The following is a 16,273-nucleotide window of genomic DNA, read 5'->3' on the forward strand; positions in this document are numbered from 1 at the left end:
GGCCACCGGCCACCGGGGACCGGGCCCGGCACGTCAGGCGTCCGGGCATCCACGCCGCCGGGCATCCGGGTGCCCGGCGTGCCCGGCGTGCCCGTCCGACTCCCGGACGGGCACGCCGGGCGCGGCCCGGTCGCGCATCCAGGTCACGCGTCCCGGTACGCCTCCAGCAGCCTCAGCCAGACCTCGCTGACCGTCGGGTAGGACGGGACGGCGTGCCACAGGCGGTCGACCGGGACCTGGCCGACGACGGCGATGGTCGCGGAGTGGATGAGTTCGCCGACGCCGGGACCGACCAGGGTGAGACCGAGGATGATCTCGCGGTCGAGGTCGACGACCATGCGGGCCTTGCCCCGGTAGCCGTCCGCGTACAGCCCGGCACCGGCCACCGAGGCCATGTCGACGTCCACGGCCCGGACCCGGTGACCGGCCTGCTCCGCCTCCGCGAGGGAGAGGCCCACGGCCGCCGCCTCCGGGTCGGTGAACACGCACTGCGGGACGGACGCGTGGTCGGCGGTGGCGGAGTGCGCCCCCCACGGGTCGGTCTCCAGGATCGGCACGCCCGCGGCACGGGCGGCGATGGCGGCACCCGCGATACGGGCCTGGTATTTGCCCTGGTGGGTGAGCAGGGCACGGTGGTTGACGTCGCCGACCGCGTACAGCCAGTCGCTGCCGACGGCCCGGAGGCTGTCGTCGACCTCGATCCACTTGCCCGGCTCCAGGCCGACCGTCTCCAGGCCGAGGTCGTCGGTGCGCGGCGCGCGGCCGGTCGCGAACAGGATCTCGTCGGCCTCGAAGCGTTCCCCGGTGTCCGTGAGGGCGACCACGGCCGAGTTCTCGCGTGAGACGGCGGTCACCGAGACGCCGGTGCGGACGTCCGCGCCCGCCTCGGTCAGGGCCTCCGCGACCAGTTCGCCGGCGAAGGGCTCCATGCGGGGCAGCAGGCCCTTGCCGCGGACCAGGAGGGTGACCCGGGAGCCGAGCGCCTGCCAGGCCGTGGCCATCTCGGCGGCCACGACACCGCCGCCCACCACGATCAGTCGTCCGGGTACGGCGTGCGCGCTCGTGGCGTCACGGCTCGTCCACGGCTTGACCTGGGCGATGCCCGGCAGGTCGGGGAGCAGGGCGCGGGTGCCGGTGCAGACCGCGACCGCGTGCCGGGCGGTCAGCAGGCGCCGTTCGCCGTCGGGCCCGTCGACCGCGACGGTGCGCGGTCCGGCGAGCCGGCCGTGTCCGCGGTGGAAGTCGGCACCGATGCCGTCGAGCCAGGCGAGTTGTCCGTCGTCCTTCCAGTCCGAGGTGAACCAGTCGCGGTGGGCGAGCACCGCGGAGGCGTCGAGGGGGCCTTGTACGGCGGCGGACAGGCCGGGTACACGGCGGGCGTCGGCGCGGGCGATGGCCGGGCGGAGGAGGGCCTTGCTGGGCATGCAGGCCCAGTACGAGCACTCGCCGCCGACCAGTTCGCTCTCCACGACCGCGGTGGAGAGGCCGGCGGCGCGGGCGCGGTCGGCGACGTTCTCCCCCACGGGTCCGGCACCGAGCACCACGACGTCGTAGGCGATGGATTCCGTTTCCGTCATGGGGCCAGTCTGGTTGCTGGCGTGCGCCGTGGCCACACGGGTAGGGGCCCGGAATAGGCCCCCGGTGGGTGGCGTTGTGCTGAGCGGCATGACCCGGACACGAGGAAGAGGGAAGTGGAATGAGCAGCACCGTTGAGCTCACCAAGGAGAACTTCGACCAGACGGTCACGGACAACGAGTTCGTCCTGATCGACTTCTGGGCGGAGTGGTGCGGGCCGTGCCGTCAGTTCGCCCCGGTCTACGAGAAGGCCGCCGAGGCCAACCCGGACCTGGTCTTCGCCAAGGTCGACACGGAGGCGCAGCCGGAGCTGGCCGCGGCCTTCGAGATCCAGTCGATCCCGACCCTGATGATCGTCCGCGACCAGGTCGCGATCTTCGCCCAGCCCGGGGCGCTGCCCGCGGCCGCCCTGGAGGACGTCATCGGGCAGGCCCGGAAGCTGGACATGGACGAGGTCCGCAAGTCGGTCGCGGCCCAGCAGGCGGCGGCCAAGGAGCAGGGCACCGGCAGCGCCGAGAACGCCGAGTAGCCCCTCGGCCCGCCGCGCCGCCGGTTCCCCACTGGAAGCCGGAAGCCGCCGGTTCCCCCTGGCAGGGGCAGCCGGTCACGTCAGAAGGGGTATCCGGCCACGTCGCCCCGTACCGTCGTCCACCGCAGGTCGGTGAAGGCGTCCAGGTTGGCCTCGCCGCCGAAGCGGGCGCCGGTGCCGGAGGCGGCGGTACCACCGAAGGGTGCGACGGCCTCGTCGTTGACGGTCTGGTCGTTGATGTGCGCGATCCCGGTCGGGATGCGTTCGGCGAGGTCGAGGCCGCGGGCGGTGTCCCGGGTGACGATCCCCAGGGAGAGGCCGTACGGTCCCGCCGAGGCCAGGGCGGCCGCCTCGTCGAGGGTGCCGAAGGAGCGGACGGGCGCGACCGGGCCGAAGACCTCCTCCGCGTACGCCGGGGTCGTGTCGTCGACTCCGGCGAGGACGGTGGGCCGGTAGAAGAGCCGGTCGTGCGTGCCGCCCGCGGCCAGCTTGGCGCCGCCGGCGGTGCTGGACTCCACCAGCCCGTGGATCTTGGCGAGTTGGGCGTCGTCGATGACGGGTCCGAGGTGGACCTGTTCGCGGTGCGGGTCGCCGACGGCCAGCGAGTCGGCCTTGGCGGCGAGCCGTTCGACGTACTCCTCGTACAGCGAGGCGTGGACCAGGTGGCGGCCGGTGGTCATGCAGATCTGGCCCTGGTGGAAGAACGAGCCCCAGGCGGCCGTCGAGATGACCGCCTCGATGTCGGCGTCCTCCAGGACGACCAGGGCGGAGTTCCCGCCCAACTCCAGGTGCGCGCGCTTGAGATGGCGTCCGGCCGCCTCACCGACCGCGCGTCCAGCGGCGGTCGAGCCGGTGAAGGAGATGACCGGGATCAGCGGGTCGGTGACCAGGGCGCGGCCGACCTCGGCGCCGCCGGGCAGGACCTGGAGCAGCCCGTCGGGAAGTCCCGCCTCGGCGAGGACGGCTCCGAGCGCGAGGCCGCCGCACACGGCCGTGCGCGGGTCCGGCTTCAGGACGACGCCGTTGCCGAGCGCGAGCGCCGGGGCGACCGAGCGGATCGAGAGGATGAGCGGCGCGTTGAAGGGCGCGATCACGCCCACGACGCCCACGGGGACGCGACGGGTGTACGACAGCCGCGGGGCCTCCGACGGCAGGACCTGGCCCGTGGGGCGGGAGGCGAGGGCGGCCGCCTCGTAGCACTCCTGGGCGGCGACGTGCAGCTCGAAGTCCGCCTTGCCCGGGATGGAGCCGGACTCCCGCACGATCCAGTCGCGCAGTTCGTCGGCGTGCGCGGCGAAGAGGTCGCCCGCCCGGCGCAGCACGGCGGCACGGACGAAGTGCGGGGTCCTGGCCCATTCGGTCTGTGCGGCGCGCGCGGTCCGCGCGGCACTCGCGACGTCCTCGGCGGCGGCGAGGGTGACGCTGCCGAGGCTCTCGCCGGTGGCGGGTTCGGTGACGGTGTGCTCATCGCCCGAGAGGGGGCGGGACTGCCAGGTCGTGGGGTCGAGCAGCGGCATGTCGGCTCTCCGTTCGTTCACTGATCACCAGCGGGACTTCGGTGACTCCTGCGGCTGGGGGTCCAGCGGAAGTCCCGTGTAGTTCGCTGCCAGTTCGGCGGCGGCGGAACGCGATGCCGTGATCCGGCGCAGTCGCGCGAGCTGCATCCGGTGTTCGAAGGCATCCTCATTTGGTTGAGCGTGCAACATCTTAGTCATGTCGTACGAGAAACGGGTGGCCTGCCACACCCGTTCGAGGGCCGTTCGCGAGTAGCCGTCCAGGAGGTCCGTCGAACCGGTGCTGTGCAGCGCGGCGAACGCGCGGGCCAGGAGCCGTACGTCCGACACCGCGAGGTTGAGCCCCTTGGCACCGGTCGGCGGCACGATGTGGGCGGCGTCCCCGGCCAGGAACAGCCGCCCGTGGCGCATCGGCTCGTGAACCCAACTGCGCATGGGGGTGACCGACTTGGCGGTGACCGGTCCCCGCTCCAGCCGCCAGTCCCCGTCGACCGCGAACCGCGCGGCCAACTCGTCCCAGACCCGCTCGTCGGGCCAGTCGGCGGCGCCGGTGCCGTTCGGGACCTGGAGGTAGAGCCGGGAGACCGACGGGGAACGCATGCTGTGCAGGGCGAAGCCGCCGGCACCCCGGGCGTAGATCAACTCCTCGCAGGAGGGCGGCACGTCGGCGAGGATCCCGAGCCAGGAGTACGGGTAGTCGTGGGCGTACGAGCGGCCCGTGCCGGCCGGGAACGCGGCGCGCGCGACGCCGTGGCCACCGTCGCAGCCCACCACCCAGTCGCAGTTCAGCGCCCGTTCCCGCCCCTCGTGCGTGAACCGCACGAGGGGCGAGGCGCTGTCCGGATCCTCCACGGCGAGCGCCTCGGCCCCGAACAACAGGGGCGGCCCGTCCGCGAGTTGAAGGGCGACGAGATCCTTCACGATCTCCGTCTGGGCGTAGATCGTGACGGTCCGGCCGCCCGTGAGCCCGGGGAAGTCGATGTGGTGGCGCTCCCGTTCGAAGCGCAGCTCGATCCCGTGGTGGACCAGCCCCTCGGCGTCCAGCCGCGCGCCCGCGCCGCACTCGCGCAGGGCGTCGACCGTGCCCTGCTCCAGCATGCCGGCGCGCTGGCGGTGTTCCACGTACGCCCGGTCCCGGCTCTCCAGGACGACGCAGTCGATCCCCGTCCGGTGCAGCAGCCGGGCCAGCAGGAGTCCTGCCGGGCCCGCGCCGATGATGCCGACCGTGGTCCGCATGACGCTCCTCCGGTGTCCGATGCCGCCGGGTCCCAGGTCCGGCACGGGTCCGCCCCGCCGTGCACGGGCCGGGCGGACGGGCCGGGTGCCGCGCGGCGGGCCACCGTCCGCCCGCCGCGGCACCAGCCTCTCTCAGCTCGACGCGCGGTGCACCACTCGCGCGCCGAGCACCTCGTGCGTCTCCGGCTCGGCACCCGGTTCGCGGACCACGCGGTCGACGAGCTCGGCGAGGTCGCGGCCGGAGGGCAGATCGAGATGCACGGTGCTCAGCCGGGGCCGCAGCAGCCGGCCGAGCATGAGATCGTCGGCGCCGACGACGGCGGTCTCCTCCGGCACGGCGACGCCCTCGTCCTGGAGGGCGCGCATGAGCAGCATCGCGTACTCGTCGTTGTACGCGAACACCGCGTCGAGGCCGAGGGAGCGCCAGCGCGCCGCGAGCCGGGCGGCGGCCTCCTCCTCGTACGCCAGCGGCAGTTCGGTCACCGTCGCGTCCGTGCCGCGCAGAGCCCGCAGGACGCCGTCGAGGCGGGGTCTGGAGAAGATCTCCAGGCCGCTCTCCGCGGGCATCACCACACCGATGCGGCGACGGCCTCCGGAGAGCAGATGGACACCCGCGCAGTGGCCGACCCGGTCGTGGTTCATGAGCAGCGCGTGGGCGCCCTCGACCCGTTCGGGTCCGAGGGTGACCACGGCGCGGGCGCCCGCCCGCTTGAGGACGGCGACACCCTGGAGGCCCAGGCCGCTGCCGGGCACCAGGACGGCGACCGGGCGCAGCTCGGCCCACGCGCGGGCGGCCTCGTCGCCGCGCAGGCCGACGCTGCCGTGCTGCACGACCGTGTAGTCGAGCCGGCCCAGCTCGGCCTGGAGCTCGGCGAAGAACCGGTGGTAGAGCGGGCCCACGGGTGCGGTCGGGGCGGGCATCAGGACCATGCGGCTGTGTCCGGCGCGCAGACTGCGCGCGGCCGCGTGCGGAACGTATCCGAGCTCCTCGGCGGCCTCGCGGACCCGGCGCCGGGTCGGTTCACTGATACGGACCGCGCTGGTGTTGTTCAGGACGTACGAGACGGTCGCGCGGGATACACCCGCGAGGCGTGCCACGTCGGCACTGGTCGGTACGGGACGTCGTGCGGGCGCCGGCCGGCCGGCGGACTGTTTCGGTATCTGCGCCATGACGCGAGGCATCCTTGCAGAGGGCCCGGACACCGTCTCGCGCCGGGTCACCCGATCGGGCCCGGCGTTTACGGAACTCCCGCGTCCGTAAAGGAGGTTGAGGGCCCGGTACCGTCTTGCGGGCGCAGAGGTTACCGTTCGGTAGACGACCGCTTCGGAGGTGACCCGGATGGATCCCGACCGTGCCCCAGGACTGACGGAGAGCGCGCGTGCGCTGGCCGCGGGCGAGGTGAGCTCGCGCGAGCTGGTCGAGCGGGCGCTCGCCCGGATCGAGGCGGCCCGGCCCACCGTGAACGCCTTCCGGCGGGTACGCGCCGAGGCCGCCCTCGCGGAAGCCGACGCGGCGGACGCGGAACTGGCCGCCGGCGGCAGGCGGCCGCTCCTCGGGGTGCCGGTCGCGGTCAAGGACGACATGGACGTGGCGGGCGAACCGACCGCGTTCGGCTGCGCGGGGGATTTCCCGCCGGTGCCCGAGGACGGCGAGGCCGTCCGCAGGCTGCGCGCCGCCGGGGCCGTCGTCGTCGGCAAGACCAACACCTGCGAGCTGGGCCAGTGGCCCTTCACCGAGGGCCCGGCCTTCGGCGCGACCCGCAACCCCTGGCACCACGGGCACACCCCGGGCGGCTCCTCCGGGGGCTCCGCGGCCGCCGTGGCCGCGGGCCTGGTCCCCGCGGCGCTGGGCTCGGACGGGGCGGGCTCCGTACGCATCCCGGCCGCCTGGACCCACCTGGTCGGCATCAAGCCGCAGCGCGGCCGCATCTCGACCTGGCCCCGCCCGGAGTCCTTCCAGGGCATCACGGTCAACGGCACGCTCGCCCGCACCGTCGCGGACGCCGCCCTGCTGCTGGACGCGGCGAGCGGCAGCCACGCGGGCGATCTGCACCGGCCGGCCAGGCTGCGCGTCCACGACGCCGTGGGCCGCGACCCGGGCCGGCTGCGCATCGCGCTGTCGCTGAAGCCGCCCTTCACCGCGGTGCCCGCCCGGCTCGACCCCGCCGTACGGGCGAAGGTCCGCGCGCTCGCGGAGCGGCTCGCCCGCCTCGGGCACACGGTCGAGGAGGCCGATCCCCGCTACGGGCCCATCGGGCTCACGTTCGTGCCGCGCGCCACGGCGGGTATCGCCGAGCACGTGCGCGCCGTACCGTTCCCCGAACTCCTCGACCCGCGCACGCACGGCGCGGCGCGCTTCGGCCGGCTGCTCGGCGGCGCGCCCCTGCGGGTGGCCCGCCGGGCCGAGGCGGCACTGCACCAGCGGGTCGGCGCGCTCTTCGACACCTACGACGTGCTGCTCGCGCCCACCACCGCCGCTCCCCCGCCTGCCGTCGGCGCGATGCTCGGCCTGAGCGGTCTGCGCACCGACCGGGCCATGATCGCGGCCTGCCCGTACGCCTGGCCCTGGAACGTCCTCGGCTGGCCGGGCGTCAACGTCCCCGCGGGCTTCGTCGGCGAAGGCCTGCCGGTCGGCGCGCAGTTGCTCGGCCCGGCGGACAGCGAGCCGCTGCTGGTGTCCCTGGCTGCCCAGTTGGAGGCGGACCTGCGCTGGCACGACCTGTGGCCCCCGCACGAAGCCGTGGTGGACTCCCCTGCCGCGTAGGTGAGTTCCGGCTCTACCCTGTGGCCATGGACGATGCCTCGATGGTCGGTTTGATGGGACGCGTCACCGGCACGGTCGGGCCCGGGCTCGTCGGTGAGGTGATCGTCCGGGTGCGGGGCGGAGCCGAGCACTTCCTCGCGTACCCGGCCGCGCCCAAGGACCGTATCGAGCGGGGCACGGTGGTGATGGTGGTGGAGTACCTGCCGCCGCGCACGGTGTACGTCTCGCCCGCGTACGAGGGCTGAACGACGCCTTGCTCCCCCACCCCGGGCGTCGCTTTCCACCCCCTTTCCCGAGGGCGAACCGGTGTTCTCCATACGACAGTTGAGCTGCGCTCGTCCCAGGTGAGAGCCGTATGCGTCAAGAACGCAACAAGGATTCGCGCAGCCCTGTACCCGGCTGTCGGCGAGGAGCACACTCCCGTTCGTTCGGTGCCGAAAGGGCACCATCCAAAGGGGGCGTATGCCGATGGTTGTCGGCGTCGTGGCGGGGGCGGTAGTCCTCGCCCTGATCTTCATCGTTGTGGTCTTCAAGCTCATGTGGCGTGTCGCGGAGCCCAACGAAGCGTTGATCATCTCCGGTTCGAAGCATCGGACCGAAGGTCTCGAAGAAGGCATGGGATTCCGCATCGTGACGGGACGCGGCACGCTGGTCCTCCCCGGCGTGCAGGCGGTGCGGAAGATCTCGCTCGACCTCAACGAGACCGAACTGCACGTGGACTGCGTGACCACCCAGGGCATTCCGCTCAAGGTGCGGGGCGTGGTCATCTTCAAGGTGGGCGACGACTTCGTGTCGATCGCCAACGCGGGGCGTCGCTTCCTCGACCAGCAGAAGATGATGGCGGAGCGGGTGCACAACGTGTTCGCCGGCCATCTGCGGTCCATCGTCGGCGGGTTGACCGTCGAGGACATGATCCGCGACCGGGAGAAGCTGACCGGTCAGACCCGGGCCGCCTGCGGTACGGAGATGGAGAAGCTGGGCCTGATCGTCGACTCGCTGCAGATTCACGAGATCGAGGACCCGACCGGCTACATCCGGAACCTGGCCATGCCGCACGCCGCCGCCGTCCAGCGTGATGCCCGTATCGCGCAGGCCGAGGCGAACCGGCTGGCCACCGAGGCCGAGCAGAAGGCCGCGGCGCGGATGTCGGAGGCGACCCGGGACAGCGAGATCCAGCAGGCCGGTTACCAGGCCGAGCGGGACAAGGCGGCGGCGACGGCCCAGATGGCCGGCCCGCTCGCCGCGGCGGCCGCTCAGCAGGATGTCGTGGTCCAGGAGACACGGGTCGCCGAGCTCGAGGCGCACCGCCGCGAGCAGCAGCTCCAGGCGGACGTCCGCAAGCCGGCCGACGCCAAGGCGTACGAGATCCGGGCACGGGCCGAGGCCGAGCGCGACGCGCGGATCTCGGCCGCGCAGGCCAAGGCCAGGGAGACCGAGCTCGCCGCGGCGTCGGAGGCGACCCGGGTCAAGGCGGCGGCCAACGCCGAGGCCGAGGCGACCAAGGCACGTGGTGCCGCGGCCGCCCAGGCGACCCGCGCCACCGGTGAGGCCGAGGCCGCGGCGGCGCAGGCCAAGGGCCTGGCGGCGGCCGAGGCGACCCGGGCCCAGGGTCTCGCGGAGGCGGAGGCCATCCAGGCCCGCGCCGCCGCGCTGGCCGAGAACCAGGAGGCCGTGGTCGCCCAGCAACTCGCCGAGAACTGGCCGGAGATCGTCCAGGCGGGCGCGAGCGCGTTCGGCAACGTGGACCACATGGTGCTGCTCAACGGCGCCGACGGCATGGCGGACCTGTTCGCCAAGGCGCTCACCATGGGCGGCACGGGCCTGGGCCTGGCACGCCAGTTGCTCGCCTCGATGAACCCCGAGAGCACCCCGGCCAAGAACCCGGCGGCGGAGCTCAACGGGTTCGTGCCGCCGGTCAGCGAGAAGGTTCCGGTGGAGAAGAACGAGGGGTGAGACGGATGCGCCGCGGCGTACCGGTGCCGTGAGGGACAGGTACGCCGAGGCGTTCCGGCTCCGGTGAGAGGCAGGTGCACCGTGGCGTTCCGGCGCCGGTGAGAGACAGGCGCGCCGAGGCGTGCAGGCGCCGGTGGTTCTGATCAGCAGGGCGCGGGCGTACGGGAGTTGGCGACAGCTCCCGTACGCCCGTCGCCGTGTCCCCCCGGCGCACCGCACTCCGTACGGTGGGAGCCGCACGGGAGTTGGACCGACCTCGCAGACGTCTCGGAGCCGTCCGGCCCGGACCCGCCCGCCGCGACCTGGCACGCAGGCTTTACGGTGGCCCGCGTGACTGCCTTTACCGATGACACCGAAGAAGCCGTCCCCGGCCGCTACGGCCCCTCCGCCACCACCGAGGCCGAGCCCCGCGAGGTCGGCCCCGTGAAGACCGAGTACTCCCCCGCGCACGACGGCGACCCCGATCCCGGTGAGATCGTCTGGACGTGGGTCCCCTTCGAGGAGAACGACGGCCGGGGCAAGGACCGCCCGGTTCTGGTCGTGGCCCGGGAGGCCGAGGGCACGCTGCTCGCCGTCCAGCTCTCCAGCAAGGCGCACATCGGCGACCGCGAGTGGGTGCCGATCGGCAGCGGACCGTGGGACCGGACCGGGCGGGACTCCTGGGTGAACGTGGACCGCGTGCTGCGGCTGCACGAGGACGGGATGCGACGGGAGGCGTGCGCGCTGGACCGGATGCGGTTCAACTCCGTCGTGCACCGGCTGCGGGAGCGCTACGGCTGGCGCTGAGCGCGTCCGTTCCCGGGCTCCCCGGTCTCCTGCCATCTCCTGCCTGGCAGCCGCGCCGCTCGGCCGGGCTGGGATGGGAAGGGCTGCCGCTCGCAGCCGAGACGCCCGGCAGGGTTTCACACCGGCCCGAGGATCACGCCGGACGGGGATTCACACGGCCCGGAGATCACCCCCCCCACGGGATTCACACGGCCGGGGATCACATCGGGCGGGCTTCACACCGGGCGGGGCTCTGGCGCGAACACGTGCTCGAACGCCGCCCGGGTGGTCCGGCCCGGTGTGCGGTCCAGGATGCCGAAGACCACTTGGTCGAAGTACCCGTCGAGGCGGCCGCCGGCCAGCACCCCGTGGAAGGCCCGCGCCACTTGCGCGGGGTCGTTCTGGAACACTCCGCAGCCCCAGGCGCCGAGGACCAGACGACGGTAGCCGTGGGCGGCGGCCGTCTCCAGGACGCGTTCGGCACGGACCGCCAGCGCGCCCGGCAGGTCGGCCGCCCGTTCCGGGGCGGTGCGCAGGACGACCCCGGCGTTCGGTGCCGCCGCGGTCAGGAAACCGGCGAGGAACGGCTCGTCGAGAAGCCCGCCGCGGTCGTCCCGGAAGACCGGTACGCCGGGCGAGTGAATGACACGGTCCGTGTAGAAGGCGTCACGGTGGGCGCGGTGATGGTCGTAGAAGGCACGGGCCCGCAGCAGACAGGTGTACAGCGCGGAGGCCCGGCAGAGGGCCTCCTCTTGCGCCTGCGCGCCGTTCAGATAGCCGCCGCCGGGGTTGCGAGCCGAGGAGAAGTTCAGCACGGCGACCGGGTCCCCGCCCGCCGAGACCAGCCGGCGGGCCGCCTCCAGGCTGCTCTCGCCCGTGACCTCGAAGGACGTCACGACCGGTGTCACCGAGGGTATGCCCACCGGCTCCGGTCCGTTCAGCACCGTCCCGGCCCGCGCGGCCTCGACCGCCGCGGCGATGGACACAGCCGACCCGGAGGGTCCACGGTAGCCCCCGGCCGCCACGATCTCCTCGGTCTCACGGGCGATCGCACGCAGGCGCGCGCTCATGGCGCCACCCCCGTACGCGCCACGGACGCGGCCTGCGTGCGCTCCCCCGTCGTGCCCATGAACGCATCGTGAGCGATGCTGGTCCTGCCGCGCAACAGAGTTTCGCGGCCCCGCAAAGAGTGCCTACCAGTCCACAAAGAAATGATTTGCACCCTTGTGCGAACCGCCGAGAGGGTCTTGGGTGGAACGGTCATCGCCGGTCCGGCCCACCAGGCCCCAGGCCGGCGGCATGGTGGAATCTCAGGAGGATCCCGACATGTCCGATTCGGTGAGTGACTGTACGGAGCGACGACGCTCCTCCGTCACCGAGGCCGAGGTGGAGGCACTGGTCCGTGGCATCTGTTTCAAGACCGGCCCGCCCCGCCTCCTCGGTGTCGAGGTGGAATGGCTCATCCACGAGCTGCGGGGACCGCGGCTCCCGATACCCCCTGAACGACTCGAAGCGGCGTACGCCGCCGTGCGGACCCTGCCCCTGAATTCGGCCCTGACCGTCGAACCCGGTGGACAGCTCGAGCTCAGCTCCGCACCCGCCGCCTCCCTGATGGAGTGCGTGCGATCCGTCTCGGCCGACCTCGACGCCGTACGCGCCACCTTGCGCGAGGCGGGCCTCGGCCTCAGCGGTTTCGGCCAGGACCCCTGGAACCCCCCGAGCCGCTATCTCCATGAGCCCAGATACGACGCCATGGAGCGGTACCTCGACCGCGCGGGTCCCGAGGGCCGCGCCATGATGTGCACGTCCGCCTCGGTCCAGGTGTGCGTGGACGCCGGGTACGAGGAGCCGGGCCCGCTCGGCCACGGGCGCCGCTGGTGGCTGGCCCATCAGCTCGGCGCGGTCCTGGTGGCCGCGTTCGCCCACTCCCCGATGGCCCACGGGCGGCACACGGGCTGGCGTTCCACCCGTCAGTCGCTGTGGGCGTCGATGGACCCCGGCCGCACCGACGCGCCGCCGCTGGACGGCGACCCCCGCGCCGCCTGGGCCCGGCGCGTGCTGGACGCGCCGGTGATGTGCGTACGCGCCTCCGAGGGACCCTGGGAGGTCCCGGAGGGCCTCAGTTTCCGGGACTGGACGCGGTCCGCCGCGCCACCGGGCCGGGAGGACCTCGCGTACCACATGACCACGCTGTTCCCGCCGGTACGGCCACGCGGTCATCTGGAGCTCCGGATGATCGACGCGCAGCCCGGTGAGGACGGCTGGATCGTCCCGCTCGCGGTGACGGCGGCGCTGTTCGACGACCCGGACGCGGCCGAGATCGCCTACCGGACCGTCAAGCCGCTCGCGGAACGGGCCGGGCCCGCACCGGCGCCGCGCAACCCGCTGTGGCAGGACGCGGCGCGGTTCGGCCTCGCCGATCCGGAGCTGCGCGAGGCCGCGGCGGTCTGCTTCGCGGCCGCGTACGAGGCACTGCCCCGGCTCGGCGCCACCACCGAAGTGCTCGACGCGGTGGCCGAGTTCACCGAACGCTACGTGGCCCGGGGCCGCTGCCCCGCCGACGACCTGGTCGGTGCGGCCGCGGCTCATCACGACGGCCTGTCCGGGCGGCACCCGGCCGGCCGCCGCCAGGGCCTGTCCGACGGGAAGGACATGAACACATGACCGGCACGACCGCTTCCGACACGACCGCTTCCGGTCCGCGCACGGATCCGGAGTCGCTCCGGCAGCGCGCGCTGGACGCGCTCACCACCGCCCGTGACCGCACCGCCCTGCTCACCTCCTGCGTGGAGGACCCCGATCTCACCGCGCAGCACTCGCCGTTGATGTCCCCGCTCGTCTGGGACCTCGCGCACATCGGCAACCAGGAGGAACTGTGGCTGCTGCGGGCGGTCGCGGGGCGTGAGGCGATGCGGCCCGAGATCGACGGGATCTATGACGCGTTCGAGCACTCCCGGGCCGAACGCCCCTCGTTGCCGCTGCTGCCGCCCGCCGAGGCCCGTACGTACGCGGCCGAGGTGCGCGGCCGGGCGCTGGACGTCCTGGAGGGCGCCGCGTTCGAGGGCGACCGGCTGACCCGGTCCGGGTTCGCGTTCGGCATGATCGCGCAGCACGAACAGCAGCACGACGAGACCATGCTGATCACCCATCAGCTCCGCAGAGGACCCGCCGCCCTCACGGCGCCGGACCCCGCGCCCGCCCCGCCGTTCACCGGTCCGGCCGAAGTCCTGGTGCCCGGGGGCCCGTTCGTGATGGGAACCTCCACCGAACCGTGGGCGCTCGACAACGAGCGGCCCGCGCACCGGCGTACGGTCCCGTCGTTCTTCATCGACACCACTCCGGTCACGAACGCCGCGTACCAGGCGTTCATCGAGGACGGCGGCTACGGCGAGGAGCGCTGGTGGACCCCGGCCGGCTGGGACCACATCCGCGCCCATGGCATCGAGGCGCCGCTGTTCTGGCGACGCGAGGGCGGACAATGGCTGCGGCGCCGCTTCGGGGTGACCGAGGTCGTACCGCCCGAGGAGCCGGTGCTGCACGTGTGCTGGTACGAGGCCGACGCGTACGCGCGCTGGGCGGGGCGGCGGCTGCCCACCGAGGCCGAGTGGGAGAAGGCGGCCCGCCACGACCCCGTGTCCGATCGGTCCACGCGCTACCCGTGGGGCGACGAGGACCCCTCGCCGGTCCACGCCAACCTGGGCCAGCGGCATCTGCGCCCGGCCCCGGCGGGAAGCTACCCGGCGGGCGCCTCGCCGCTCGGCGTACGGCAGTTGATCGGCGACGTGTGGGAGTGGACGTCGAGCGATCTGGAGCCCTACCCCGGGTTCGTCGCGTTCCCCTACCGGGAGTACTCGGAGGTGTTCTTCGGCCCGGAGTACAAGGTGCTGCGCGGCGGTTCGTTCGCGGTGGACCAGGTGGCCTGCCGGGGCACGTTCCGCAACTGGGACTATCCGATCCGGCGGCAGATCTTCTCCGGGTTCCGCACGGCCCGCGACGGGACCGCCTGATGTGCCGTCACCTGGCGTATCTGGGAAGCGAGGAGAAGCTCGGCACGCTCCTCGTGGCACCGGAGCACAGCCTGTTCCGGCAGTCGTGGGCGCCCCGGCACCAGCGGCACGGGACCGTCAACGCCGATGGCTTCGGGGTCGGTTGGTATGCCGACGGGGACCCGGTGCCGGCCCGCTACCGGCGCACGGGGCCGATCTGGGGCGACCAGTCGTTCGCCGACCTGGCCCGGGTGATCGGGACACGGGCGCTGCTCGCCGCCGTGCGGGACGCGACCGTGGCGGGCGCGGACGGGGAGGCCGCGGCGGCGCCGTTCGCCGCGGGCCCCTGGCTGTTCAGCCACAACGGCGCCGTCCGCGGCTGGCCCGACAGCCTCGCCCCGCTCGTGGCGGGCCTGCCCGCGGCCGAGTTGCTGTCGCTGGAGGCCCGCTGCGACTCGGCGTTCGTGTGGGCCCTGGTCCTGCACCGGCTGCGCGCCGGCGACGAGGAGGGTCAGGCGCTGGCCGACACCGTCCTGGAGGTCGCCGAGGCGGCCCCCGGGTCCCGGCTCAACCTCCTCCTCACCAACGGCGAGACGATCACCGCGACGGCCTGGGGCGACACCCTCTGGTACCTGTCCGAGCCCGGCCGGCGCACCCTCGTGGCCTCCGAGCCGTACGACGACGACCCGCTCTGGCGGGAGGTCCCCGACCGCACCCTCCTCACCGCGAACCACACCGAGGTACTGCTCACCCCGCTCAAGGACATGAGCGACGACGACATGGCACCCGCACCGCACAAGGAGCCCCGTACGTGAGTCCGTTCCTGTTGACACGCACCCTTCCCGAGGACGCCACGGACGCGGCCCTGCGCGCCGATGTCCTGAACGGCCTCGGACACCTGCCCAAGACCCTGCCGCCGAAGTGGTTCTACGACGCCCACGGCAGCGCGCTGTTCGAGAAGATCACCGAACTGCCCGAGTACTACCCGACGCGCGCGGAACGCGAGATCCTGCTGTCGCGGGCCGCCGAGATCGCCGCCGCGAGCGGTGCGCGCACACTCGTCGAGCTGGGTTCGGGATCTTCGGAGAAGACCCGCCATCTGCTGGACGCGATGCCGGACCTGCACACGTACGTGCCCGTGGACGTCAGCGAGAGCGCGCTCACCCAGGCCGGTCACGCGCTGATCGCCGAGCGGCCCGGCCTGAACGTCCACGCGCTGATCGCCGACTTCACCGCCGGTCTCACGCTCCCGGACACCCCCGGGCCGCGGCTCGTGGCCTTCCTCGGCGGCACGATCGGCAATCTGCTGCCCGCCGAGCGCGCGACGTTCCTGGCGTCCGTACGGTCGCTGCTGTCGCCCGGCGACACCCTGCTGCTCGGCACCGACCTGGTCAAGGACACGTCGGTGCTCGTCACCGCCTACGACGACGCGGCCGGCGTCACGGCGGCGTTCAACAAGAACGTGCTGAGCGTCGTCAACCGCGAACTCGGTGCCGACTTCGACCTCGACACCTTCGAGCACGTGGCGCTGTGGGACCCCGAGAACGAGTGGATCGAGATGCGGCTGCGGTCGGGCGTCACGCAGACCGTGAAGGTCCCGGCACTGGACCTGGCGGTCCACCTCGCGGAGGGCGAGGAGATCCGCACCGAGATCTCGGCGAAGTTCCGCGCGGACGGCGTCCGCCGCGAATTGGCCACGGCGGGCTTCGCCCTGTCCCACTGGTGGACGGACACGGAGGGGCGGTTCGCGTTGTCGCTGAGCGGGGTGGTGGAGGAGACGGCGTAGGGAGGCGTCTTTCCCGGAACGGGGTTGGGGTACCGGCGCCGGGGCAGGGGCGTGAGGCCGGGGCGGGGTCGTCGGGCAATGCCGCCGGCCCGCCCCAGGCACCGCCCCCACCCCCGAAGGAACCACTGTTCGAACCATGATCGGTATGCTCGCGCCCGGAACGAC

14 protein-coding genes are annotated in these 16,273 nt (G+C 73.2%); 9 read left to right on the forward strand and 5 right to left on the reverse strand.

The features are described 5' to 3' along the window. Positions 1 to 143: 143 nt before the first annotated feature. Positions 144 to 1,577 (reverse strand): dihydrolipoyl dehydrogenase family protein, encoded by a 1,434-nt coding sequence (locus ACZ4TO_RS03680; protein ID WP_382779400.1) that lies wholly within the window; start codon positions 1,575 to 1,577, stop codon positions 144 to 146. A 119-nt stretch (positions 1,578 to 1,696) separates the two neighbouring features. Here ACZ4TO_RS03680 and trxA point away from each other — a divergent pair, with 119 nt between their 5' ends. After that, positions 1,697 to 2,104 carry a thioredoxin gene (gene trxA, locus ACZ4TO_RS03685; RefSeq protein WP_468023313.1) on the forward strand — a complete coding sequence of 136 codons (408 nt, stop codon included), beginning with the start codon at positions 1,697 to 1,699 and terminating at the stop codon, positions 2,102 to 2,104. 80 nt (positions 2,105 to 2,184) lie between these two features. Here trxA and ACZ4TO_RS03690 read toward each other — a convergent pair whose 3' ends face one another. The 3 genes from ACZ4TO_RS03690 to ACZ4TO_RS03700 all read right to left on the reverse strand — a co-directional run bounded on the left by ACZ4TO_RS03690 (position 2,185) and on the right by ACZ4TO_RS03700 (position 6,036). After that, entirely contained in the window at positions 2,185 to 3,621 is a 1,437-nt protein-coding gene (locus ACZ4TO_RS03690; protein ID WP_468023314.1) for an aldehyde dehydrogenase family protein, read from the reverse strand. Positions 3,622 to 3,645: 24 nt separating this feature from the next. Continuing rightward, positions 3,646 to 4,854 (reverse strand): 4-hydroxybenzoate 3-monooxygenase, encoded by a 1,209-nt coding sequence (locus ACZ4TO_RS03695; RefSeq protein ID WP_468023315.1) that lies wholly within the window; start codon positions 4,852 to 4,854, stop codon positions 3,646 to 3,648. 132 nt (positions 4,855 to 4,986) lie between these two features. Continuing rightward, entirely contained in the window at positions 4,987 to 6,036 is a 1,050-nt protein-coding gene (locus tag ACZ4TO_RS03700) for a LacI family DNA-binding transcriptional regulator (RefSeq protein ID WP_468023316.1), read from the reverse strand. Between the two features lie 157 nt (positions 6,037 to 6,193). Between ACZ4TO_RS03700 and ACZ4TO_RS03705 the strand changes: the two genes are divergently transcribed. The 4 genes from ACZ4TO_RS03705 (at position 6,194) to ACZ4TO_RS03720 (ending at position 10,357) form a co-directional block, all read left to right on the forward strand. Further along, positions 6,194 to 7,618: an amidase gene (locus ACZ4TO_RS03705; protein ID WP_468023317.1), complete on the forward strand. Its 1,425-nt coding sequence runs from the start codon at positions 6,194 to 6,196 to the stop codon at positions 7,616 to 7,618. A gap of 26 nt (positions 7,619 to 7,644) precedes the next feature. After that, positions 7,645 to 7,863 carry a hypothetical protein gene (locus tag ACZ4TO_RS03710; RefSeq protein ID WP_382779383.1) on the forward strand — a complete coding sequence of 73 codons (219 nt, stop codon included), beginning with the start codon at positions 7,645 to 7,647 and terminating at the stop codon, positions 7,861 to 7,863. Positions 7,864 to 8,080: 217 nt separating this feature from the next. After that, positions 8,081 to 9,571: an SPFH domain-containing protein gene (locus tag ACZ4TO_RS03715; RefSeq protein ID WP_382779380.1), complete on the forward strand. Its 1,491-nt coding sequence runs from the start codon at positions 8,081 to 8,083 to the stop codon at positions 9,569 to 9,571. Positions 9,572 to 9,901: 330 nt separating this feature from the next. After that, entirely contained in the window at positions 9,902 to 10,357 is a 456-nt protein-coding gene (locus tag ACZ4TO_RS03720) for a type II toxin-antitoxin system PemK/MazF family toxin (protein ID WP_382779377.1), read from the forward strand. Positions 10,358 to 10,572: 215 nt separating this feature from the next. Here the strand turns inward: ACZ4TO_RS03720 and ACZ4TO_RS03725 are convergent, their stop codons facing one another. Beyond that, a complete protein-coding gene (locus ACZ4TO_RS03725; protein ID WP_468023318.1) occupies positions 10,573 to 11,406 on the reverse strand; it encodes a TIGR02452 family protein in 834 nt (277 codons plus the stop codon). Positions 11,407 to 11,662: 256 nt separating this feature from the next. Here ACZ4TO_RS03725 and egtA point away from each other — a divergent pair, with 256 nt between their 5' ends. From egtA to egtD, 4 genes are read left to right on the forward strand one after another with little or no spacing between them, the layout of a single operon-like run. Beyond that, positions 11,663 to 13,000 carry an ergothioneine biosynthesis glutamate--cysteine ligase EgtA gene (egtA, locus tag ACZ4TO_RS03730; RefSeq protein ID WP_382779371.1) on the forward strand — a complete coding sequence of 446 codons (1,338 nt, stop codon included), beginning with the start codon at positions 11,663 to 11,665 and terminating at the stop codon, positions 12,998 to 13,000. Further along, positions 12,997 to 14,343, forward strand: coding sequence for an ergothioneine biosynthesis protein EgtB (egtB, locus tag ACZ4TO_RS03735; protein WP_382779368.1), 1,347 nt, complete (start codon positions 12,997 to 12,999; stop codon positions 14,341 to 14,343). The genes egtA and egtB overlap by 4 nt, the downstream gene beginning before the upstream one ends. Next, positions 14,343 to 15,137: an ergothioneine biosynthesis protein EgtC gene (gene egtC / locus ACZ4TO_RS03740; RefSeq protein WP_382779365.1), complete on the forward strand. Its 795-nt coding sequence runs from the start codon at positions 14,343 to 14,345 to the stop codon at positions 15,135 to 15,137. Before egtB ends, egtC begins: the two co-directional genes overlap by 1 nt. Further along, positions 15,134 to 16,108, forward strand: coding sequence for an L-histidine N(alpha)-methyltransferase (gene egtD, locus ACZ4TO_RS03745; protein ID WP_382779362.1), 975 nt, complete (start codon positions 15,134 to 15,136; stop codon positions 16,106 to 16,108). Before egtC ends, egtD begins: the two co-directional genes overlap by 4 nt. Positions 16,109 to 16,273: the final 165 nt, after the last annotated feature.

The organism is Streptomyces sp. NPDC028298, assembly GCF_055565895.1.

Excerpts from the sequence above, each read along its gene's own strand:
- ACZ4TO_RS03725 (WP_468023318.1), bottom strand. The coding sequence starts at position 11,406 with ATGAGCGCGCGCCTGCGTGCGATCGCCCGTGAGACCGAGGAGATCGTG.
- ACZ4TO_RS03695 (WP_468023315.1), bottom strand. The coding sequence starts at position 4,854 with ATGCGGACCACGGTCGGCATCATCGGCGCGGGCCCGGCAGGACTCCTG.
- ACZ4TO_RS03690 (WP_468023314.1), bottom strand. The coding sequence starts at position 3,621 with ATGCCGCTGCTCGACCCCACGACCTGGCAGTCCCGCCCCCTCTCGGGC.
- egtB (WP_382779368.1), top strand. The coding sequence starts at position 12,997 with ATGACCGGCACGACCGCTTCCGACACGACCGCTTCCGGTCCGCGCACG.
- ACZ4TO_RS03680 (WP_382779400.1), bottom strand. The coding sequence starts at position 1,577 with ATGACGGAAACGGAATCCATCGCCTACGACGTCGTGGTGCTCGGTGCC.
- egtA (WP_382779371.1), top strand. The coding sequence starts at position 11,663 with ATGTCCGATTCGGTGAGTGACTGTACGGAGCGACGACGCTCCTCCGTC.
- ACZ4TO_RS03700 (WP_468023316.1), bottom strand. The coding sequence starts at position 6,036 with ATGCCTCGCGTCATGGCGCAGATACCGAAACAGTCCGCCGGCCGGCCG.
- egtC (WP_382779365.1), top strand. The coding sequence starts at position 14,343 with ATGTGCCGTCACCTGGCGTATCTGGGAAGCGAGGAGAAGCTCGGCACG.
- ACZ4TO_RS03710 (WP_382779383.1), top strand. The coding sequence starts at position 7,645 with ATGGACGATGCCTCGATGGTCGGTTTGATGGGACGCGTCACCGGCACG.
- ACZ4TO_RS03715 (WP_382779380.1), top strand. The coding sequence starts at position 8,081 with ATGCCGATGGTTGTCGGCGTCGTGGCGGGGGCGGTAGTCCTCGCCCTG.
- trxA (WP_468023313.1), top strand. The coding sequence starts at position 1,697 with ATGAGCAGCACCGTTGAGCTCACCAAGGAGAACTTCGACCAGACGGTC.
- ACZ4TO_RS03705 (WP_468023317.1), top strand. The coding sequence starts at position 6,194 with ATGGATCCCGACCGTGCCCCAGGACTGACGGAGAGCGCGCGTGCGCTG.